Source organism: Algoriphagus locisalis (assembly GCF_900116615.1).
GTDB lineage: Bacteria > Bacteroidota > Bacteroidia > Cytophagales > Cyclobacteriaceae > Algoriphagus > Algoriphagus locisalis.
Genome location: NZ_FPBF01000003.1, coordinates 170,592 through 190,460, shown reverse-complemented (window position 1 = coordinate 190,460; position 19,869 = coordinate 170,592). Strand labels below are relative to the sequence as shown.

The window sequence follows — 19,869 nt, the reverse complement described above, 5'->3', positions numbered from 1 at the left end:
CTTCAAACTTTTTAGCGTATGGCAATTGAGAAAAAATACTGTTTGAACTGCAATGCAGTGATCCAAGGGAGAATCGATAAGAAATTCTGTGATGATCAATGTAGGAACACCTACAACAATCAACAGAATGCTTTTTCCACTAACTATATCCGGCGGGTAAATCACAGCCTGAAAAAGAACCGAAATATTCTGGAAAGTATCATTCCTACTGGTGAGGAAATGGGCAAAACCACCCGGGACCGCTTACTCAGGGATGGCTTTATCTTCAAATATTTTACCCATATCTACGAAACCAAAAAGGGCAATATTTATCATTATTGTTACGATTACGGGTATTTGGAGCTGGAAGGAGACTGGTTTTTGGTGGTGAAAGGAAAGGAAGTTTAGCGCCAGGCAAGGAATAGAACGCTTACCTCAGAGTTAATTGGTACTTTTGTGCGTGTCAGAAAAACAACAAGATTCCACCGCCCAGTATCTCAAAAGCCTTTCGATTGACAGTCTCAACGAAATGCAAGCAGAGTTTATCTCCAGAGCTGCCAAAAATCCCCATATCGTACTTTTATCGCCGACTGGTTCAGGTAAAACTGTCGCATTTTTGATCCCTCTACTCCATTCATTGAAAGAAAATGTAAGAGAAGTGCAGGCATTGATTATTGTGCCTTCACGCGAATTGGCAATTCAGATCGAGCAGGTTTTCAAAGGAATGAAAACCCCTTTCAGAGTAAGTACAGTGTATGGTGGACATTCTTCAAAATTGGAATCCAACAGCCTTGGAGAAGCACCAGACGTGATCATAGGTACTCCAGGAAGACTAGCTGATCATATAGAAAGAGAATCTTTTGATCCCAAAACTATTCAAGCGGTGGTTTTGGATGAGTTTGATAAATCACTTCAGATGGGCTTTCATGAGCAATTGAAAGTGATTTTTGGCGCATTGAATGGACAACAAAGACATTTGCTTACCTCTGCAACTGTGCTTAAACGTTTGCCGGATTTTCTGCCATTTGTAGATCACCGCACGGTCAACTTTTTGAAAGATGTGGTGGAGTCCAAACTTGAGCTGAAGATCGTTCACAGTTCCAGCAAGGAAAAAGGGGAGACTTTAATGCGATTGGTCGCAGGGTTTCAGGATGAATCTTGCATCGTTTTTTGCAACCACCGGGATGCAGTGGATAGACTGAGCATCTTATTGAATGACTACGATTATTTCCACTCTGTTCTTCATGGTGGCTTGGAGCAAATAGATCGGGAAAAGAACCTCATCCGCTTCCGAAGCAAGGTCACTAACCTATTGATTGCAACTGATTTGGCTTCTAGAGGATTGGACATTCCTGAGATCAAGCATGTGGTGCATTATCAGCTTCCTCCGAAGGAAGATGCTTTTATCCATAGAAATGGGAGGACTGCGAGGATGCATGCAGAAGGTATGTCCTATCTGATTTTGGCAAATGATGAGTCTCGACCTGAATACATAGCTGAATTCATTGAGGAGTTTAAAGTGGGTGAAAAGTTAGTACCACCAGTTCGTCAGGAATGGACTTGCCTATATGTAAGTGCAGGGAAGAAGGACAAGGTCAGCAAGGGAGATATAGTTGGTATGCTTACGAAGAAAGGAGGCTTGACTAGTGCAGAAATGGGTCTGATTACGATTATGGACTTTGCTTCCTATGTAGCTGTGAAAAGTAATCTGGTACAAAAGCTTTTGCCAAAACTGAAGAACGAGCGCGTGAAGAAAGTTAAGGTGAAGGTTGAAGAAGCGAATTAGCCTACAGTGGTCAGTCGCAGTGATCAGTTTTCTGGATAAATACTTATACCTATTTAATTTTGAGATGCTGTTGATGTGACTCCCCTTTTCCTAAAGGGGGTAATGGGATTTTAACTAGAAGTTGGGAGCCACTCATCACCTTACTAAAGAGAGTTTTTTCTTTTTTGAAAATAAACTTAGAGCGTAAGTAGTTTCATTTTTTCCTTATCTTAATATCTCACAAAAACGATGTATTCGGATGAATAAACGGGTAACAGGAATAGGAGGCATATTTTTTAAAGTAAAGAACCCAAGCAAGACCAAGGATTGGTATCAGAAACATCTTGGATTGAGCACGGATGCCAATGGATCTACCTTCGAATGGAGAAGCTCCGAGGATCCTAACCAAAAAGGCTTCACGCAATGGTCACCTATGAAGGATGATACAACCTACTTCAAGCCTTCCGAAAAGGAATTTATGATCAATTATCGTGTAGAAAATCTGGTAGAACTGGTGAAGGAGCTAATAGCCGAAGGAGTTACGATTCTGGATGAAATCGAAGAGACGGAATATGGGAAGTTTGTGCATATTCTCGACCCGGACGGTCACAGTATCGAGCTGTGGCAGCCAGTAGATGAGGTTTATGATGAAATGGTAGAAGGAAGAACTAAAAGCTAATCACTATGAGTAAAGCTGAAATCAAGCATGAATTTGATGGAAAAAGAGGTTCTTTTTTCATAGAAGAAGGTGCCAGGAGATTTGCCGAAATGGTCTATGTAATGGCTGGTCCAAAGAAAATGATCATTGAGCACACCGAAGTAGATGAAAGTCTGCAAGGACAGGGAGTAGGTCTAAAACTTTTGAAGGAATTGGTAGAATACGTCCGTAAAGAGGAGATCAAAGTCATCCCTCTTTGCCCATTTGCGAAAGCGATGTTTCAGAAAAAGGAAGAGTTAAGAGACGTGCTTAGCTAAAACTAATCGGTTCAGAAAAATAGGATATATAAAATCCAAAGGATAATAAGTGTGACTATTCCAGCAAAGAAATACCCACTATTCACATACGAATTTCGTCGGCTCATTCTGAAATTTATGCTGTCCTCAATGCTTTTGAGATCAGCTTTATCCATATTTTCGGCTCGTGAGATTCCATCATCCCGTGTTGCTTTGGGACGGATTTTCGCGAGGTTTCTATTGTCCTTCGAAGATTTATTTGCTGAAGATATAAAACCAGCTCCTCCTGTCATAGTTAACTAATTGTCTTTTAAGATAATGATTTCATACGAACTTGAAAAGAATTTCTCGATACAGGAATTTATTTATGTCCTAAGAGAGTCAGGTTTGGGTGAACGTAGGCCCATGCATGATGTGGATCATCTGGAGCGAATGCTTCTGAATTCCAATTTGGTTGTGGTAGCGAGGGAAAGAGGGGAAGTCGTCGGGGTTCTTCGAGCGTTGTCAGACTTTTCGTATCGTACTTTTATTGCTGATTTGGCTGTGATCTCGGCTAGGCAAGGTGAAGGAATTGGTCGTGGGATGTTAGAGTTTGCAAGAAGTTTAGCCCCAGAAGCAAGACTGATTCTTTTTGCTGCGGAAAATGCCACGGGGTTTTATCAAAAATTGGGTTTTCAATTACATGAGCGCTGCTATCAATTGAAACCAGAAGAGCCCTTTCGATAACTTTTTATAGGTTTTTTTAAACTAGTTTATCGATTTCCTATCTAAGTTGAGATTGAATTTATGTATCTTTTTAAAAAGTGATCTATGCTGAAATTACCCAAGGCCAAACTCCTACTTTTCTTTGGATGTGGATACCTGACATTTTTACTTGTGTCCTGCGCTGAAGCCCAAAAACCTGCTATTAATCCTTCAAGTTTATATTTTCCACCAAACGAATCTTCAATTTGGGAAGAGCGATCTGCATCTGAATTGGGCTGGGATGGGGTGAAATTAGCTGAGTTTTTGGCTTGGCTACCGACACAGGATACAAGGGCTTTTATGATTTTAAAAGATGGGAAAATAGTAGTCGAGGAATACTGGGGGGAGAAGTTGACTGGGCTTGGCGAAATGGACCAAAATTCCTATTGGTATTGGGCGTCTGCTGGAAAGACGCTTACAGCAACTTTGGTAGGAATAGCAGAAAATCAAAAGTTGCTGAAAACTAATGATAGAACTCAGAAATACTTGGGAGAAGGCTGGACCTCACTTACAAACAGTCAGGAACGCGATATTCGGTTGATTCATCATTTAACTATGACCACTGGCTTGGATGATGCCGTAGCTAATCAGGATGATACCAGTCCCTCGTCATTGCAATATCTAGCCGAGCCTGGTGAGAGATGGGCCTATCATAATGCACCCTTCACCTTGTTGGAGAAGGTGGTTCAAAATGCGTCTGGTATGAGCTATCAAAAGTATTTTGAAGAAAATCTCGGTAGAAAGATCGGAATGAAAGGATTCTGGCAGCAAACGGGTTTGAATAATGTCTTCTATAGTGATGCACGATCTTTCGCAAGATTTGGGCTTTTGCTGCTTGCGGATGGGAATTGGAATGGAGATGAGATTTGGTCTGGAGATTTTTTTGATGAGCTTTCACAATCTTCTCAGGCTCTCAATCGAAGCTATGGTTACCTGACCTGGCTAAACGGAAAGAGCTCCTTTATGATACCGCAATCTCAGACGATTTTTCCGGGCATGTTAGTTCCTAATGCGCCAGCAGATATGTATCAGGCTATGGGGAAAAATGGACAGTTTCTGATGGTTGTTCCTTCGGAAGGATTGGTAATCGTGAAAATGGGTGGTTCAGGAGATAATGCGCTTGTTCCTTTTTTGCTTATCCGAGATATCTGGGACAGATTAAATCCAATAATTGAATAATTATCGAGTTATTCGGCTTCGTATTTTTCCATCTGAGTCTTTATTTTATCTAGAGTCAGTGGTTTCTCCAGAAAGCCAGATACGATCTCATAGCCTTTAGCTTTTGATCTATCTTGATAGTCAATAGAGCTAGATAGAATAACGATTTTGTCGGATCTGTTCGAGTGGGTTTCCATGTATTTGTTGAGAAATTCCCATCCATTCAATACGGGCATATTTATATCCAAAAAAATCAGCAGGGATACCTCAGGATCAAAATCGTTGAGTTTAAGCAGAGCCTCTTCTGCTTCGAGAAATTCCATAACGTTCTCAGAAATACCAACTTTTCCAAGTAACCTCTTATTGATAAGGTTATTTATTGGGTCGTCATCCACTAGAAAAATGGTGTCAAATTGGATCATCAAGAGGTTAAAGATTGAAAAAGGAATAATTGACTAAGCCAAAATACAATTAATACTGATCCAAGAAAAAAGTTTAACTACCTTTTTTAACATATATCAATAGAACTACTAATACTCAGGCAATAAAAAAGGAGGTTCGTGGGAACCTCCTTTTAAAGTATGGTGTGCTTTGAGGATTACATCATGCCACCCATTCCTCCGCCGCCCATTGGAGGCATTGCAGGAGAATCTTCTTTCACATCTGCTACTACACACTCAGTAGTCAAAAGAAGCGCTGCGATAGACGCTGCATTCTCAAGAGCTAGACGAGTTACTTTAGTAGGATCGATTACACCGGCTTTGAACAAGTCTTCGTAAACGTCAGTTCTAGCATTGTAACCATAGTTACCTTTATTTTCTCTGATCTTGTTGATCACTACAGAAGGCTCACCACCAGCATTGGAAACGATAGTTCTCAATGGAGATTCGATAGCCTGTCTGATGATGTTGATACCAGTATCTTCATCTTCGTTAAGACCTTTCAGGTTGTTAAGTGCTTCAGCAGCTCTTACAAGAGCCACACCACCACCTACTACAACGCCTTCTTGTACGGCAGCTCTAGTTGCGTGAAGTGCATCATCAACACGGTCTTTTTTCTCTTTCATTTCTACTTCAGTAGCAGCACCGATATAAAGGATAGCTACACCGCCAGAAAGTTTAGCAAGTCTTTCCTGCAATTTCTCTCTGTCGTAATCAGAAGTAGTTTTATCAATCTGAGCTTTGATTTCAGCGATTCTGCCTTTGATAGCAGCTGCATCACCAGCACCATTTACAAGAGTAGTATTGTCCTTGTCAATGTTGATTTTCTCTGCTCTACCAAGCATGTCGATAGTAGCGTTTTCTAGTTTGAAACCTCTTTCTTCAGAGATAACTGTTCCGCCAGTAAGGATAGCGATGTCTTCCAACATTGCTTTTCTTCTATCACCGAAACCTGGAGCTTTCACAGCTGCCACTTTCAAAGCACCTCTGATTTTGTTCACTACTAGAGTCGCAAGAGCTTCTCCATCTACATCTTCAGAGATGATTACTAGACCTTTTCCTGACTGAGCTACTGGCTCAAGTACTGGTAGCAATTCTTTCATCGAAGAGATCTTCTTGTCGTAGATCAAGATATAAGGCTGCTCCAATTCTACTTCCATTTTCTCCGTGTTAGTCACGAAGTAAGGAGAAAGGTAACCTCTGTCAAACTGCATACCTTCTACAGTTTTTACTTCAGTTTCAGTACCTTTTGCTTCTTCTACAGTGATTACACCGTCTTTACCTACTTTGTCCATTGCGTCAGAAATCATTTTTCCGATTTCCTCGTCATTGTTAGCAGATACAGTCGCTACCTGAGCGATTTCCTTAGAAGTAGAGATTTGCTTGGAATCAGCTTGAAGTTGCTTAACAACAGCAGCAACTGCTTTGTCAATACCTCTTTTAAGATCCATTGGGTTAGCTCCGGCAGCTACGTTTTTGATACCTACGCCGAAGATAGATTGAGCTAGTACAGTTGCAGTAGTAGTACCGTCACCTGCATTGTCAGCAGTTTTGGAAGCTACTTCTTTTACCAACTGAGCTCCCATATTTTCGATTGGCTCTGCCAATTCGATTTCTTTCGCTACAGACACACCATCTTTAGTAATAGTAGGTGCACCGAATTTTTTATCGATAATCACATTACGACCTTTTGGTCCCAATGTCACTTTTACTGCGTCAGCAAGTGCATCAACGCCTTTCTTCAGTTGATCTCTTGCACTTGTGTTGAAAAATAATTGCTTAGACATAGTGTTACTATTTTGAGTTAACGATTAAGGATGATTTATTAAAGTATTGCAAAGATGTCAGACTCTCTCATGATAAGATAGTCACTGCCTTCTACGCTTAGCTCAGTTCCGGAGTATTTTCCGTACAATACTGTGTCGCCAACTTTAACAGTTAAAGGCTCATCTTTTTTGCCATTTCCTACTGCTACTACAGTACCTTTTTGTGGCTTCTCTTTAGCAGTATCTGGGATGTAAAGGCCAGAAGCTGTTTTCTCTTCAGCTGCAGCAGGTTGTACCAAAACTCTGTCTGCAAGAGGTTTGATGTTCACATTTGACATAATATAAATTCGTTTAAGGTTAGATTAAAATGTACTTGCCTAATAGCACTTCCTGTGCCAATGAAGGAATACGGCTAAAGGCTGACAAATCGGCTGTTATTGGGGTGAAAATTGTGTCTGATCCTCGTTTTTTTTGGCAGTAAGGACTGCCATTTTTGCTCTAGCCATTTCAAAATTGTCAGAATTTTGTAAATTAAAATCAAACCTATTTCCTATAATCAAACCTATTCCTAATGACAACACTTCCAAAAAACTGGATTACAGAAGGCCTGATAGATTTTGAGTATAAAAAATATCAATTGTTGGCCTATTTGCAGGAAACCAGCAAACACTTCAATGCAATGAAGCTATATCCTGTCCTTGCTGAATTGATTGATCATTACCGAGATTTAAATGAATTGAAATCGGGTAAAAAGGAGCTGACAAAGCTGTTTCCAAAAACCTTAGATTCTATTGACTTCCAAAAGGGAAAGCTGAATTATCAATCTAAGGTGAGCGATGATGGATTAATGAAAGAGCTTGCCTTGATCACTGAGTTTGCCCTTCCAAAGATCGTTTCTAAAATAGAAGAGGGGAGGACGATTTATGATTTTGTAGAAGAGCAACTTGAATTTGAGCCCGTGGGAATTGTGCCCATTTATAATCAGGAAGGCTATATTTTATTGTCGAGGGAAAAAAAGCAGGAAATTCATGCTTTTCGCTATAAGTCGAGTTTGTTGCATTTTGCAGGCGAAAAGTTCCGAAGTATTAGTATGTGGCTCGTTGGGGTGTTTCAGCGCAGTTTGGTAAATACCCTAGAAAAAATTAAAATGGATTTGGTGCGCGAGATCAAAGAGCTGCCTAACCCTGCTACTTGGAGGATTCATAGCCAAAAGGAATTCCCAATCGAAGAGACCTTGGTTCCGATTAGCAAGCGACTTTTACTTAAGACTGTATCGGCTTAGGCAGTAAACGAGAAAAGTCTGCCCTTTGCGGAGCAGACTTTTTAATTTTTATGATTTTTTCTACTTAGTTGCCAGAAGTAGTGTCGGTCTCAGCTGGAGTTTCAGTTTCCGATGGAGCCTGTGGAAGAAGACTTTCATCTTCACCAAAAGTAGGAGCTACTACCTGCTGCTTTGCATTCTCAATATTTGGAGAAGAGAACTGGTTAGACTGTGCTCCTGTGTAGAAAGCTGAAGAAGCCAAAGACAAAACAAGGATAGAGACTGCCAATACCCAGGTAGCTTTTTCAAGGACATTTCCGGTACGGGTCACACCCATAATTTGCGAAGCACTTCCGCCAAATGCAGCGCCAACTCCGCCTTTAGAATTCTGGCCTAGGATCACTAAAATCAGCAAAACAGCCAAAATTAGAATAATTGTAATCAATAAAGTAAACATATACTATGGGTGTTAATCTTTCAGTTTTTCAATCAAGTCCGCAAAGTAAGTCCTTTTATCCGGGAATTTCAATATCAACTTCTCATAAATTTGCTTTGACAATTGCTTCTTTCCCTGTTTGGCTAGAATCTTAGCATAAGATTCTGAAATCATGTTGTCGTTTATTTGAGTGCTAGCTGCTGCCAGATTCTCGGTATTCTGGTTTGCTTCGATCTCTTTGATGGTTGCCAGCTTGATGGATTTTTTGCTGAAAGCCTTGATTAGATCGATCTGCTCTTTCTTTTTCTCATCCAGAATTTCTTTTTTATCCTTCTTTTTGATCATTTCGATCAAATCATCCTGAGGAGGTTTTCTGCGTCTGGGTTTAGGTTTTGGAGGTTCAGGCTTTGCTGCTGCGGTTATTGGTTTTTCCGCTATAGGCTCTGATTTTTCAGCTTTTACTTCAGGTTTTGGAGAAGCTGATTTTTGCGCAACAGGTGCTTTCGCATTTCCTTCAATCAACGTTTTGAGCCAGATCCTATCTGGGCTAGTGATTGCGGCGTATCCTACATATTGGGCATCTTCTATTCCATTTTTTTGAAATTCATAGCGAGCAGTGAGCACATGAGGGATTTGAAAATAGGGGAAATTTTCAGACACCTTTTGCACTTGAAGAATATCGCTGCGCTCTAAGGAGTCTGATTTTTTGATTAGTTCTAAAAATTGGGATGCATTCACTGGAATAGTTCTTTTGGATTGAATAGTGGGAAAATAAACGATTGAGTCAGTTGCTGTGAATATTTCTTGAATGATTGTGAAAATCTCCTCCAGCATCTTTTTTTCCATAACTGGGAAAGAAGTTGTAGTCGGATCATAATCTTTGAAAAACGTGAAGGTGCTTTCTAGCGCCTCTTCCTCGTTTTCTGCATTAATATAGGCTACATCGATGACAATTGTTAATCGCATTGTAGCATCACTAAGATTAAATTTAATCTCTTTACTGCCAAATGCTTTTTTTTCTTTACGCTCTTTAGCCTCGATATCTTTGATCGATTCTAACCTGATTTCCTTTTTACTTATGCCTCTAATAAGGTCTAAAGGCTTCTTTTCCGTATCTTCTTTTACCTCACCTGTCTCAGTATTTTTCCTCGTTTGGGGAAATATCTTGTCTTCGATTAGCGTTTTGAGCCAGATCCGATCTGGACTGTTGATCGCTGCAGATCCTCTTGAGGAGGTGTTTTTTGTTCCGACTTTTTGAAACTCATGCCGGGCTGTGAGTACATGTGGAATTAGAAAGTAGGGGAAGTTTTCCTTCACCTTTTCTAATTGCACTAGCTCAGTATTACCTAACGAATTTGCTTTATGGATTATTTCTAAAAATTGGGCTGAGTTCAACTGGATAGTTCTTATCTTCTGAATATAAGCAAATTACCAGTTGGCGACAGTCGCGGTAAAGATATCTTGGATGATACTAGTAAATATCTCATCTACCAGTTCATTTTCAACATCGAGGAAAGTAGTCGTCCTCGGGTCGTAATCTTTGAAAAACGTAAATGGTCTCTTCAGATTTTCCTCTTCATTGGTAGTATTGATATATTCCACCTCAACTACGATAGTCAGACGCATGGTACCCGCACGATCCGGGCGGTTAGGATCGTTACTTGATACAGCGGCTTGTGGAGTATTAGTATAGCGGGAGATAGCCCCCATGAACTGTAAGTTTCCATTTGATCTTACCAGTTCCAATTGTGTGTTTCTCTGGTAATACTCTTTTAGTGCTTCGGTGAATTGCTGTTCAATGTTTGGAGGTCCTCCTCCAGAATCGTTGAAGAAATTCTCAACCGTAAATGTCTTCACTTGGTCGTAATCAATGTTAGTACCTGTGAAGCTGTATTTAACCGAGCAACTCTGGAATAAAAATAGAGCCAATCCGCAGATTAGGACATTGAGTTTATTGGTCGATTTCATACTGTTTGATCTTTCTGTAAAGTGTTCGTTCTGAGATGCCCAAGTCACTTGCCGCGTATTTTCTTTTATTGTTATGCTTGCGCAAAGCTCTTAATATCATCTCCTTTTCTTTCTTTTCCAGAGAAAGAGAATTGTCATCTTCCTCATGAATGATGTCTTCTATGACGTCATCTTCGTACTCTTCGTTGTTTGAAGAGTTTGATTTTTGAGAATCCAGCACCAAAGGCACGTAGCTTGGATTGGATTCTGTACTTTCTGGGCTTCCAAAACCACTGTCCATATCTTCGAAAAGGCCTTGATGCTTTTGGATGATTGTCTGGTTTAGCCCTCCGTTTTTATACGATTCTAGCACAAGTTTTTTCAACTCATTCATGTCTTTTTTCATGTCAAAAAGCACTTTATACAACAGATCTCTTTCAGAAAAGTCTGAGGATTCACTGTTTTTTGACATGCTCGGAAGTGTCATCGGAAGGCGGGTGTTTTCAGAAGGCAGATACCTGGCTAAAGTTTCCGCATCGACTTCACGCTCACTTTCCAGTAAAGAGATCTGCTCAGCAATATTCTTCAGCTGACGAATATTGCCAGGGAAGGAATACCGCATTAGTGCGACTTGAGCTTCATTGTCTAATGAAATTGGGCGCACATGGTATTTTTCTGAAAAGTCCGAAGTAAACTTTCTGAAAAGTAATACCACATCTTCACCTCGTTCTCTTAATGGGGGAACAAAAATCGGAACGGTATTCAGTCTATAATAAAGGTCTTCTCTGAACTTGCCTTTTTCTACTGCATTGAGCAGTTTGACATTGGTGGCAGTGATTACCCGCACGTTTGTTTTGAGAACTTTCGAAGAACCCACTTTGATGAATTCGCCATTTTCCAGCACGCGAAGCAGTCTAGCTTGGGTTCCCAAAGGCATTTCACCTATTTCATCCAGGAAAATAGAGCCTCCATCAGTTACCTCAAAATAGCCTTTTCTGGCCTCGTGAGCACCTGTGAAAGAGCCTTTTTCATGTCCAAAAAGCTCGGAATCAATCGTGCCTTCAGGAATAGCACCGCAGTTAATAGCGATGAATTTACCATGCTTTCGTAGGCTCAGCGAATGTATGATTTTCGAAAAACTTTCTTTACCACTTCCACTTTCCCCATTGATCAGCACAGTCATATCGGTAGGCGCGGCTTGCATGGCTACCTGTATAGCGTGGTTCAAAAGCGGACTATTTCCTATGATCCCAAAGCGTTGTTTTACGCTTTGTATTTCCGGGTTATCAATCATTTTAATGCAGGATTTATTTCAATTACCTCACCAAAAAGTGTTGCAGGAGTGCAATCGGTAATTCTCACTTTTAAGTAGTCACCTGCAGAAAAATTGCCCGCAGGGACGATTACCACTTTATTTGCGGAGTTTCTTCCTTTAAATTCATCTGCTGATTTCTTCGAGGCACCTTCTACAAGAATCACCTGCTCTTTGCCCAGATCAAGCTTATTTCGATTCAGGGAAGTAGCGCTTTGTTTTTTGATCACTTCAGCTAAACGTCGTTTTTTTATTTCCATTGGAATGTCGTCAGCATATTTTTTTGCCGCCAGCGTTCCTGGTCTTTCGGAGTAAAAGAACATGTATGAAAAGTCGAATTGCACGATGTCCATCAAGGAAAGCGTGTCTTGATGCTCTTCTTCCGTCTCAGTGCAGAATCCAGTAATCATGTCGGAAGAAATACCACATTCTTCACCTAATATCTCACGGATTTTAGAAACTCGCTCCAAGTACCATTCCCGATCGTAGGTTCTGTTCATCATTTCCAACACGCGGGAATTGCCACTTTGAGCGGGCAAATGGATGTATTTGCAGATGCTGTCGTACTTCTTCATCGTGTACAGGACGTCATCAGTAATGTCCTTCGGATGAGAAGTGGAGAATCGTACTCTCAGCGAAGGATCTACTAGAGCCACCATCTCCAGCAAATTGGCAAAATTCACAACTGCACTTACTTCCTCTTCTTTTTTGTTCAGCCTAGCCTTATTATTCTCTTCCGGGGACCATTTGTAGCTATCGACATTTTGACCAAGCAAGGTCACTTCTTTGTATCCTTTGGAGAAAAGGTCTTTTGCCTCCGCAACAATGGAATGTGGATCACGACTTCTTTCTCTTCCACGGGTAAAGGGAACTACGCAGAAAGAACACATATTATCACAGCCACGCATAATCGAAATGAATGCTGTGATTCCATTGGAATTCAGTCGGACAGGGGAGATGTCCGCATAGGTTTCCTCACGGGAAAGAAAGGTGTTTACAGCTTTTTGTCCATCTTCAGCCGTGGAAAGTAGGTTAGGCAGGTCTCGGTAAGCATCTGGACCCACGACTATATCCACTATTTTTTCTTCTTCGAGAAGCTTTTCTTTTAGCCGTTCTGCCATGCAACCTAAGACTCCTATGGTCAGTGAAGGCTTAGCTTTTTTGGCTCTCTGGAAGTCTGTTAGGCGTTTTCTTACAGTCTGCTCAGCCTTTTCACGGATGGAGCAGGTGTTGAGGAAAATAGCATCTGCCTGATAAAAATCAGAAGTGGTATCGAATCCACCTTCTTTCATGATGGAAGCCACTACTTCTGAATCTGCGAAGTTCATCGCGCAACCGTAGCTTTCAATGTATAGTTTTCGGGTTTTACCTGTATTCTCATCCACAGTGGTTTTGAAGTCGCAAGCTTGTGCTTCTTCCCCTGAGATGATATCTATGTCTGCAATCAAATTGTTCATGTAGGGTCTTCTTTCCTTCTTTCGGATGGCGAAATTACGAAAATGCGGACAAAATGGCAGAAAGTTTCTGGATTTAGTTTTTTGTTTTAATACAACCAGTTTCTGGTTAGATATTGCTGTTTTCTAAAGGAGTACCGCCTATTACTAAATCTACGTGGTCTATAATTAACCTTTTCTCCAAATTTGATCATTTCCTAAACAAACGTATTAACTATGAAATCACTACGGCTACTACTTCTTCCTTTAGTACTATTGATGACCGGTTGTCCCTTTGGGGGAGATGAAAATCCGGACACAGATGAAAACTCTGCACCGATAATTTCCAATCAAGAATTTTCGGTAATTGAAAATGCCAGAATTGGAACAATTGTCGGGATTGTTACCGCATCAGATGCTGATGGCGATGATCTAGCGTTTTCGATTTCATCGGGTAATATTGATGGAGCATTCCAAATAAACCAAGACTCAGGGGAAATCGAGGTAGCCTCCTCCGCACTACTTGATTTTGAAAAATACCCCGTATTTAGTCTTTCAGTAAGTGTGACTGATCAAGAGCTTTCAAGTTCTGCAACTATAACAATTAACCTCAATAATGTAGATGAGGTTTCCAATGACCTATCTTTCAATGGGACTAATTATACCTTTATAGATGGTTTAATAGAAGACTATGGAAATTATAATCCAATTGATGATGAGGGGGACCTTTCAACTCATTATAACTATGACTTTATCATAATTGATGATGAAATAAAAATAACGACTGTGGAAGAAAACGGCGAGAGTTATACGGAATATAATGCTGAAAACGCTACAATTTCCGTTTATGCCGAGCTCTTCTCTCCAAATGCAAATTCCTTTCAGCCGGGAACATTTGAATTCACGAATCTTGAAGGTATTACAAAAGAAGATGTGGTAGGTGATTACTTTTTTAGATATATGGGATTGGAAATTGACCCTAATTCAGAAATGGAGGATAATTATTATGAAGCTATATCTGGAATTGTAGTCGTTGTTGAGAATTCCAACTTAAATTATACAATAACCTATGATGTCACAGTCAAAAAACTAGATGAAGTTACTTTGGAATATATAGAAGGAACTGAACAAGCAATTTCGTTTTCATATACAGGTGACTTTCTTTATCATGATGAAAATGAAAGCACAAACGCAAGAATAGCTAGCGTAAAAAGGAAGAAGAGATAGAATAAATACCAAAAAAAGATAAAAATTATTATGTCATGAAATTATTAAGAATAGGGTGGGTTCCATTTATTTTATTGCTTACTGCCTGTCCTTGGGGCGAGGGAGAGGAGCTCCCAGATAACGATATGGATGACCCTACCAATGACCTTAACTTTGACCTTGCCTTAGATGGGATTAAGTATACCTTTTTAGATGGAGTGATAAATGACAAAGGTAATTACAATCCATTTGATGATAGGTGGAATAGTTTTGATGAGGGAGATCTTTCAACTCATTACAGTTATGGGTTCACCATTGCGGATGATGAATTGGAAATAATAAAAGGTGGTGAAGGCGATGGTGTTTGGACACAAATTCACTCTGAGAATGCTAAAATTTTTGTTTATGCTGATCTCTATGCTTTAAACGAAGATTCCTTTCAACCGGGTACATTTGAATTCACCAATATTGAAGGTTTAGAAAAAGAAGATGTGAAAGAAATTTTCTTTTTCCCATCTGCGGGGATATACATTTTTGAAGATCCAGAGGGGGCTTTTTTAGGAGTTGAGTACAGCGCTATATCAGGAACTGTTATCGTTGTTGAAAATTCCAGTATAAATTATACCTTAACGTTTGATCTTACAGTCAAAAAACATCATCAAACCACTTACGAATTAATAGACGGAACGGAACAGAATATTTCGTTTTCCTATACTGGTGACTTTGATATTAAATAGCTAAGGTCAAAAAGAAGAAGAGATAGAATATAAACATAACATTAGCTAATTATTGAATGCGCCTGCTTAATCTAGTGGACCAGAAGTTGCCAGAAACTTCTGATCTATCTGTGTGGGCGCACTCCTTTTATCAATGTCTAGTTTTTTCGACAGCTGGTGAAGCTCTTCTCTTTACCACACCAGTTATGCATGGGATTGGAACTTGTCACAGTCTTTTGGCAGTATGTCCAAGGATAACTCGCATTATACCCATGATTCTCTTCGGTTTACTTAGGTATTAATAAGTGTTAGATGTATCAAATTCCTTCAAATGGTATCTTCAACTGCTCACCAAAATGCTGATGTTCTTCGGTGATATTGAGATTTGAAATCCCTAGACCGAGTAAGCGAATAGAATTAACGAAAGGCTCTTGAGCCAATAATTCTTGGGCAATTTCCCAGATAAGTTCTTCCTCAGGATATTGTTCCTGGGTTTTACTCCGTGTTTGCTGGGTGAAATCAGAATATTTGATTTTCAGCGTAACAGTTCTGCCTTTAATCCCGGATTTCTTAATTCGCTTAGTTAATTCATCATAGATTTTCTTTAACTCGCCTAGAAGCTCTTCGTTATTCAGAAGATCCTTGGCAAAGGTATTTTCAGCACTGAGTGATTTGCGGATTCGATGTGGCTGGACTTCTGAGAGATGAATTCCTCTAACGATATTGAAATAGTGGATGCCGGATTTACCGAATTTTCGGGTGAGGTATTGAAGTGAAAACTGCTTCAGGTCTTTTCCATTGTGTATGCCTAAACTTCCCATTTTCTCGGCAGTTACTTTCCCAATCCCAAAGAATTTCTTGATGGGTAATTTCTCTAAAAACTTTTCTGCTTCCTCTGGAAGAATTACTGCCTGTCCATTAGGTTTGTTCAGGTCAGAGGCGATTTTTGCCAAAAACTTATTGTAGGAAACTCCCGCAGAAGCATTTAATCCTGTTCGTTCTTTGATCTTTTGCCTGATTTGCTTGGCGATCAAAATGGCTGATTTCAAACCCATTTTATTTTCCGTCACATCCATAAACGCCTCATCCAGAGAAAGAGGTTCGACTAGGTCTGTGTATTCATGGAAAACTTCTCTGATCTGACTGGAAATCTCCTTGTAGCGATCAAATCTAGCCGGTGCAAAAATCAGTTGGGGACACTTCCGTGCGGCCAAGACTGATGGCATAGCTGAATAAACCCCAAACTTCCTGGCTTCATAACTTGCGGCAGCTATGACACCTCTAGCAGCATTTCCCCCAACCACCAGGGGTTTCCCTCTCCATTCTGGATGATCCAGCTGCTCCACGGAGGCATAGAATGCATCCATATCCACATGGATTATTTTCCTTATTGGATAAAGTTGTATGTCTTTTTCATTTTCCACTGAGCACTTCTAGAATTGCCTTGGCTTTGAGCTCGCATTCATCGTATTCCTGAGCTGGATTTGCGTCGAACGTGATGGCACTCCCCACACCAAAGTAGAGTTTTTTCACCTCCAGATCTGCGATAATACTTCGAATGATTACTGAAAAGTCAAAATCTCCATTTTCCTCGATCACACCAAAAGAACCTGAAAACCAGCCTCTCTTGAAGCTTTCCAGTTCTTCGATGATTTCCATCGTCCGGATTTTCGGCGCGCCTGTCATGCTTCCCATCGGGAAAGTAGCTTGTATGATTTCTGAAAAATTCCCTTGAGGCTTTAATTCCGAAGCTATTGTGCTGATCATTTGAAAGACTCTTGGAAAAGGATAAATACCAAACAGTTCTCTGACTTGTACAGATCCGATCATAGAGACTTTGGAAAGATCATTTCTCATCAGATCGGTAATCATGAGGTTTTCGGCCTGTTCTTTTTCGCTTTTTGCTAGCGTTTCTCTATTCACTTTGTCCTCAGTTTCGTTTGCTCCTCGCTTTATGGTTCCTTTAATAGGCTGAGCTATAAGCCGATTTCCAGCTCTTTTCAGAAAACGCTCTGGGGAAGCCGAAATTAACCACTGTGATTTGGCTTTGAAAAGGGTCGAAAACGGCATGGGAGAAAGGCTATTCAATTTGAAATAAGCGGCTATTGGATCCCAGGACTCGAATGAACCTGAATATGCCTGACAAAAATTGCTCTCGTATGTGTTGCCCTCAATAATATGATCCTGAATAGTTTTGACAGTTTCTAGGTATCTCTTCCTTGTAATTTGAGGCTGGATATCACATCGGGTAATTGACTTCTTCGGTAGAATTATATCTTCAACTTCTTTCCAGAATTCTTTAGTCAATTCAATCTCTGAATGAATATTTTTCACATCAAAATCCAGTGTGAAAGTTGGGGTGAAAAAGCAAAGTTCTGGAAGTTCGAGAAATGCTGGATTTTTACTTTTCAGCTTTTCCAATCGGTTTTTGAAGTCGTAACCGATGATTCCAACTTTTTTAAATCCGGCATAATCGCTCCAGAGTTCTTCCTCAGTTAATTGTCTATTCCCGGCATAGAATTTTGTAGCAAATGAGCCTTCTGGATATTGGTGTTCATTTCCATTGGTGTAGGCGAAAAAGTCAAAATGAAGATCAGCCCATCGACATAGCTTTTCGATCCAAAAGAGGTTCGGAATAGGGTAGGTGTATGAGGTTAATTTCATTGCTAGCACAAAAAAAGAGGAATCCTGTGAAGAATTCCCCTTTACTACTGAGTTTGTTTGTATTAATTGGTTTTTACATCCAAGATTACACCTACTGTGTTGTAGATGAATTTGTCTTTTGCTTTATCAGCTACACTTGATTCGTCTTGGTAAGAAAGTCCCCAATCGGTTCTGTCAATGTTAAATCCAGCTTTAGCTGACACTGTTCCGTTGTTGATGCTCACTGTAGCAGGAAACTTGATGTTTTTAGTGGTTCCTCTCATTGTAAGGTTGCCACTGATCCAATGAGTTGGAGTCTCAGGATTCAATTCAGTGGTTGACTCTGGAGTATTTTCAGTTTCAAATTGCTCTTCTTCTGTGATTGTATCAGAGGAAGTAAATGGTTCTACAGAAGTGATTTCAAAGGTCGCAGTTGGATGATTTGCTGCGTCGAAGAAGTCAGCTGATTGTAAGTGACCAGTTAGTTTTCCATGCATTTCTGAACCAGCTTCCAAGTCATGCACTTCAAGATTAGTAATATCAAAGGTAATTTTACCACCTGTAATATTTTCACCATTCACTGCAATCATGCCTTCAGTCACTGGAATGATTCCGTTGTGCTGTCCAGTTGGTTTGTAGCCTTTCCATCCGATGGCAGTAGCTGATTTGTCAATTGAAAGTGTAGTGCCTTCTGTAGCTGCTACTTCTTGAGCTTCAGTGGTTTCTACTGTCTCGCCAGATTTGCCACATGCAAATGTCAGCATGGCAGCCGCTAGAATAAATCCTGATAATTTAATAGTTTTCATTGTTGTGAGTTTGTTTTCAAAATTATGTGTATATACATGCAAACTCAAAGTTTGCTAAAAAGTTCAATACTCAAAAGAAAAAGCTAAACTTTGTTTGAGATTGTTTAGAAATAGAAATTTGAAAGACGTAAAGTAACTATGGCATTACTATTAGAGGTAAATGGAAAAAGCCCTTCCCAAGGCGATGGATGTTGGTTGGCACCTAATGCTACTATAGTGGGTGATGTACAGATGGGAGATAATTGTACGGTGTGGTTCAATGCTGTCGTGCGAGGAGATGTCCATGAAATCCGTATAGGAAACGACACAAATATCCAGGATGGCGCAATAATCCACTGTACGTATCAAAAAGCTGGGACTTATATCGGAAATCAGGTTTCTATTGCACACAATGCCATCGTTCATGGCTGCACGATTCATGACCGGGTTTTGATAGGAATGGGAGCGATAGTAATGGATGGAGCCGTAGTTCATTCTGGCGCTGTCATAGCCGCTGGTGCTGTGGTTTTGGCCAATACAATCGTAGAGGCCAATTCGATTTATGCGGGCATGCCTGCTAAAAAAGTAAAAAATACCGGAGCTGAAATGGAAGAAGTAATATCAAGGACTGCCAAGAACTACCCCATGTATGCCAGTTGGTTTGCAAACTAAATTTGACACTTTAAGTGCAAAAAAAATGCAGTTTGCCTTTTAATTTTGTGCTAGAATCATATAAATTGAACTATATTCATTTTTGTAGATTACTTTTTTATGAAAACTATTTTTAAAAAACTGGATAAATCGTCCTATTTATTGCTGCTATTCGCACTGTTTATTCTCTTTAATTTCCTTCTAATTTATTTCATGCCTAAGGATTATGCATTGGACATACGGTTTGCTTATTCAGCCAGTGAGGCATTCGGAGTGCTCAATAGCATGGGGCAAAATCTTCGGAAAAAGTATCTTTTAGTCATTTGGCTGCTGGATACACCTTATCTGGTAGTTTATTTATTGTTGTTGGTTGGGTTGATTCGTAAACTGTGGAAAAATAAAGTCCTGATTTATTTGCCACTTGCTATTGTACTTTTGGATTTTTTTGAAAACCTAATGGTAACTGGTCTATTGCTAAGCTTTCCTTCCGAAAACATGGTCTTAGCATATCTCGCTTCATTTTTCACCACTACTAAATGGGTATGCGTGGCGCTTTGTGTAGTTTTTTTACTTACTGGCCTAGTGAAAAATTATGTGCTTAAAAATCAACCAGATCTGGATCTAAATGGTTGATCTGGCATTTTTTTATTGATAAGCTAACCTCGCTTGCTTT

Annotated in this window: 23 protein-coding genes; 11 read left to right on the top strand and 12 right to left on the bottom strand. The window is 40.0% G+C overall.

Annotated elements, in window-relative coordinates; genetic code table 11:
- The first annotated feature begins 18 nt into the window (after window positions 1–18).
- The 4 genes from BM386_RS09860 to BM386_RS09845 all read left to right on the top strand — a co-directional run bounded on the left by BM386_RS09860 (window position 19) and on the right by BM386_RS09845 (window position 2,719).
- Window positions 19–387, top strand: coding sequence for a hypothetical protein (locus BM386_RS09860; RefSeq protein ID WP_170857072.1), 369 nt, complete (start codon window positions 19–21; stop codon window positions 385–387).
- 52 nt (window positions 388–439) lie between these two features.
- Complete coding sequence (locus tag BM386_RS09855) at window positions 440–1,765, top strand: DEAD/DEAH box helicase (protein WP_244545498.1); 1,326 nt, start codon at window positions 440–442, stop codon at window positions 1,763–1,765.
- Between the two features lie 238 nt (window positions 1,766–2,003).
- A complete protein-coding gene (locus BM386_RS09850) occupies window positions 2,004–2,423 on the top strand; it encodes a VOC family protein (RefSeq protein ID WP_091693202.1) in 420 nt (139 codons plus the stop codon).
- 5 nt (window positions 2,424–2,428) lie between these two features.
- Window positions 2,429–2,719, top strand: coding sequence for a GNAT family N-acetyltransferase (locus BM386_RS09845; protein WP_091693199.1), 291 nt, complete (start codon window positions 2,429–2,431; stop codon window positions 2,717–2,719).
- Between the two features lie 11 nt (window positions 2,720–2,730).
- Here the strand turns inward: BM386_RS09845 and BM386_RS09840 are convergent, their stop codons facing one another.
- Window positions 2,731–2,991: a hypothetical protein gene (locus BM386_RS09840; RefSeq protein ID WP_091693196.1), complete on the bottom strand. Its 261-nt coding sequence runs from the start codon at window positions 2,989–2,991 to the stop codon at window positions 2,731–2,733.
- 25 nt (window positions 2,992–3,016) lie between these two features.
- On the opposite strand from BM386_RS09840, the gene BM386_RS09835 reads away from it, so the two are divergent.
- The gene (locus tag BM386_RS09835) at window positions 3,017–3,424 is read left to right on the top strand and encodes a GNAT family N-acetyltransferase (protein WP_091693194.1); all 408 of its coding nucleotides are present in this window, start codon (window positions 3,017–3,019) and stop codon (window positions 3,422–3,424) included.
- A gap of 84 nt (window positions 3,425–3,508) precedes the next feature.
- The gene (locus BM386_RS09830; protein WP_091693191.1) at window positions 3,509–4,621 is read left to right on the top strand and encodes a serine hydrolase domain-containing protein; all 1,113 of its coding nucleotides are present in this window, start codon (window positions 3,509–3,511) and stop codon (window positions 4,619–4,621) included.
- A gap of 8 nt (window positions 4,622–4,629) precedes the next feature.
- Here the strand turns inward: BM386_RS09830 and BM386_RS09825 are convergent, their stop codons facing one another.
- From BM386_RS09825 to BM386_RS09815, 3 genes are all read right to left on the bottom strand, one after another.
- The gene (locus BM386_RS09825; protein ID WP_091693189.1) at window positions 4,630–5,022 is read right to left on the bottom strand and encodes a response regulator; all 393 of its coding nucleotides are present in this window, start codon (window positions 5,020–5,022) and stop codon (window positions 4,630–4,632) included.
- 176 nt (window positions 5,023–5,198) lie between these two features.
- The gene (groL, locus tag BM386_RS09820) at window positions 5,199–6,827 is read right to left on the bottom strand and encodes a chaperonin GroEL (RefSeq protein ID WP_091693187.1); all 1,629 of its coding nucleotides are present in this window, start codon (window positions 6,825–6,827) and stop codon (window positions 5,199–5,201) included.
- 38 nt (window positions 6,828–6,865) lie between these two features.
- Complete coding sequence (locus BM386_RS09815) at window positions 6,866–7,144, bottom strand: co-chaperone GroES (protein WP_086542933.1); 279 nt, start codon at window positions 7,142–7,144, stop codon at window positions 6,866–6,868.
- Window positions 7,145–7,377: 233 nt separating this feature from the next.
- Here BM386_RS09815 and BM386_RS09810 point away from each other — a divergent pair, with 233 nt between their 5' ends.
- Window positions 7,378–8,088: a hypothetical protein gene (locus BM386_RS09810; RefSeq protein WP_091693184.1), complete on the top strand. Its 711-nt coding sequence runs from the start codon at window positions 7,378–7,380 to the stop codon at window positions 8,086–8,088.
- 64 nt (window positions 8,089–8,152) lie between these two features.
- Here the strand turns inward: BM386_RS09810 and secG are convergent, their stop codons facing one another.
- From secG to miaB, 5 genes are all read right to left on the bottom strand, one after another.
- Window positions 8,153–8,524 (bottom strand): preprotein translocase subunit SecG, encoded by a 372-nt coding sequence (gene secG, locus BM386_RS09805; protein ID WP_091693182.1) that lies wholly within the window; start codon window positions 8,522–8,524, stop codon window positions 8,153–8,155.
- Between the two features lie 12 nt (window positions 8,525–8,536).
- Window positions 8,537–9,835 carry a hypothetical protein gene (locus BM386_RS23940; RefSeq protein WP_244545497.1) on the bottom strand — a complete coding sequence of 433 codons (1,299 nt, stop codon included), beginning with the start codon at window positions 9,833–9,835 and terminating at the stop codon, window positions 8,537–8,539.
- 96 nt (window positions 9,836–9,931) lie between these two features.
- Complete coding sequence (gene lptE / locus BM386_RS09795; RefSeq protein WP_091693179.1) at window positions 9,932–10,471, bottom strand: LPS assembly lipoprotein LptE; 540 nt, start codon at window positions 10,469–10,471, stop codon at window positions 9,932–9,934.
- The gene (locus BM386_RS09790) at window positions 10,455–11,744 is read right to left on the bottom strand and encodes a sigma-54 interaction domain-containing protein (RefSeq protein WP_091693176.1); all 1,290 of its coding nucleotides are present in this window, start codon (window positions 11,742–11,744) and stop codon (window positions 10,455–10,457) included. Before BM386_RS09790 ends, lptE begins: the two co-directional genes overlap by 17 nt.
- The gene (gene miaB / locus BM386_RS09785) at window positions 11,741–13,219 is read right to left on the bottom strand and encodes a tRNA (N6-isopentenyl adenosine(37)-C2)-methylthiotransferase MiaB (RefSeq protein WP_091693173.1); all 1,479 of its coding nucleotides are present in this window, start codon (window positions 13,217–13,219) and stop codon (window positions 11,741–11,743) included. Before miaB ends, BM386_RS09790 begins: the two co-directional genes overlap by 4 nt.
- A 213-nt stretch (window positions 13,220–13,432) precedes the next feature.
- On the opposite strand from miaB, the gene BM386_RS09780 reads away from it, so the two are divergent.
- Window positions 13,433–14,422, top strand: coding sequence for a cadherin repeat domain-containing protein (locus BM386_RS09780; RefSeq protein ID WP_091693171.1), 990 nt, complete (start codon window positions 13,433–13,435; stop codon window positions 14,420–14,422).
- Between the two features lie 35 nt (window positions 14,423–14,457).
- Window positions 14,458–15,138 (top strand): hypothetical protein, encoded by a 681-nt coding sequence (locus tag BM386_RS09775; protein ID WP_091693168.1) that lies wholly within the window; start codon window positions 14,458–14,460, stop codon window positions 15,136–15,138.
- Window positions 15,139–15,434: 296 nt separating this feature from the next.
- Here BM386_RS09775 and dinB read toward each other — a convergent pair whose 3' ends face one another.
- From dinB to BM386_RS09760, 3 genes are all read right to left on the bottom strand, one after another.
- A complete protein-coding gene (dinB, locus tag BM386_RS09770; protein WP_211482900.1) occupies window positions 15,435–16,484 on the bottom strand; it encodes a DNA polymerase IV in 1,050 nt (349 codons plus the stop codon).
- Between the two features lie 46 nt (window positions 16,485–16,530).
- Window positions 16,531–17,781 carry an anthranilate synthase component I family protein gene (locus BM386_RS09765; RefSeq protein ID WP_091693165.1) on the bottom strand — a complete coding sequence of 417 codons (1,251 nt, stop codon included), beginning with the start codon at window positions 17,779–17,781 and terminating at the stop codon, window positions 16,531–16,533.
- Window positions 17,782–17,843: 62 nt separating this feature from the next.
- The gene (locus tag BM386_RS09760) at window positions 17,844–18,566 is read right to left on the bottom strand and encodes a YceI family protein (RefSeq protein ID WP_091693162.1); all 723 of its coding nucleotides are present in this window, start codon (window positions 18,564–18,566) and stop codon (window positions 17,844–17,846) included.
- Window positions 18,567–18,704: 138 nt separating this feature from the next.
- Here BM386_RS09760 and BM386_RS09755 point away from each other — a divergent pair, with 138 nt between their 5' ends.
- Window positions 18,705–19,217, top strand: coding sequence for a gamma carbonic anhydrase family protein (locus BM386_RS09755; protein ID WP_091693159.1), 513 nt, complete (start codon window positions 18,705–18,707; stop codon window positions 19,215–19,217).
- Between the two features lie 99 nt (window positions 19,218–19,316).
- The gene (locus tag BM386_RS09750) at window positions 19,317–19,829 is read left to right on the top strand and encodes a hypothetical protein (protein WP_091693157.1); all 513 of its coding nucleotides are present in this window, start codon (window positions 19,317–19,319) and stop codon (window positions 19,827–19,829) included.
- Window positions 19,830–19,869: the final 40 nt, after the last annotated feature.

What these genes read in the sequence shown, in the direction of transcription:
- BM386_RS09860 (WP_170857072.1), top strand. Translation starts at nt 19, where the DNA reads ATGGCAATTGAGAAAAAATACTGTTTGAACTGCAATGCAGTGATCCAA.
- BM386_RS09850 (WP_091693202.1), top strand. Translation starts at nt 2,004, where the DNA reads ATGAATAAACGGGTAACAGGAATAGGAGGCATATTTTTTAAAGTAAAG.
- BM386_RS09845 (WP_091693199.1), top strand. Translation starts at nt 2,429, where the DNA reads ATGAGTAAAGCTGAAATCAAGCATGAATTTGATGGAAAAAGAGGTTCT.
- BM386_RS09840 (WP_091693196.1), bottom strand. Translation starts at nt 2,991, where the DNA reads ATGACAGGAGGAGCTGGTTTTATATCTTCAGCAAATAAATCTTCGAAG.
- BM386_RS09835 (WP_091693194.1), top strand. Translation starts at nt 3,017, where the DNA reads ATGATTTCATACGAACTTGAAAAGAATTTCTCGATACAGGAATTTATT.
- BM386_RS09830 (WP_091693191.1), top strand. Translation starts at nt 3,509, where the DNA reads ATGCTGAAATTACCCAAGGCCAAACTCCTACTTTTCTTTGGATGTGGA.
- BM386_RS09825 (WP_091693189.1), bottom strand. Translation starts at nt 5,022, where the DNA reads ATGATCCAATTTGACACCATTTTTCTAGTGGATGACGACCCAATAAAT.
- groL (WP_091693187.1), bottom strand. Translation starts at nt 6,827, where the DNA reads ATGTCTAAGCAATTATTTTTCAACACAAGTGCAAGAGATCAACTGAAG.
- BM386_RS09815 (WP_086542933.1), bottom strand. Translation starts at nt 7,144, where the DNA reads ATGTCAAATGTGAACATCAAACCTCTTGCAGACAGAGTTTTGGTACAA.
- BM386_RS09810 (WP_091693184.1), top strand. Translation starts at nt 7,378, where the DNA reads ATGACAACACTTCCAAAAAACTGGATTACAGAAGGCCTGATAGATTTT.
- secG (WP_091693182.1), bottom strand. Translation starts at nt 8,524, where the DNA reads ATGTTTACTTTATTGATTACAATTATTCTAATTTTGGCTGTTTTGCTG.
- lptE (WP_091693179.1), bottom strand. Translation starts at nt 10,471, where the DNA reads ATGAAATCGACCAATAAACTCAATGTCCTAATCTGCGGATTGGCTCTA.
- BM386_RS09790 (WP_091693176.1), bottom strand. Translation starts at nt 11,744, where the DNA reads ATGATTGATAACCCGGAAATACAAAGCGTAAAACAACGCTTTGGGATC.
- miaB (WP_091693173.1), bottom strand. Translation starts at nt 13,219, where the DNA reads ATGAACAATTTGATTGCAGACATAGATATCATCTCAGGGGAAGAAGCA.
- BM386_RS09780 (WP_091693171.1), top strand. Translation starts at nt 13,433, where the DNA reads ATGAAATCACTACGGCTACTACTTCTTCCTTTAGTACTATTGATGACC.
- BM386_RS09775 (WP_091693168.1), top strand. Translation starts at nt 14,458, where the DNA reads ATGAAATTATTAAGAATAGGGTGGGTTCCATTTATTTTATTGCTTACT.
- dinB (WP_211482900.1), bottom strand. Translation starts at nt 16,484, where the DNA reads ATGGATGCATTCTATGCCTCCGTGGAGCAGCTGGATCATCCAGAATGG.
- BM386_RS09765 (WP_091693165.1), bottom strand. Translation starts at nt 17,781, where the DNA reads ATGAAATTAACCTCATACACCTACCCTATTCCGAACCTCTTTTGGATC.
- BM386_RS09760 (WP_091693162.1), bottom strand. Translation starts at nt 18,566, where the DNA reads ATGAAAACTATTAAATTATCAGGATTTATTCTAGCGGCTGCCATGCTG.
- BM386_RS09755 (WP_091693159.1), top strand. Translation starts at nt 18,705, where the DNA reads ATGGCATTACTATTAGAGGTAAATGGAAAAAGCCCTTCCCAAGGCGAT.
- BM386_RS09750 (WP_091693157.1), top strand. Translation starts at nt 19,317, where the DNA reads ATGAAAACTATTTTTAAAAAACTGGATAAATCGTCCTATTTATTGCTG.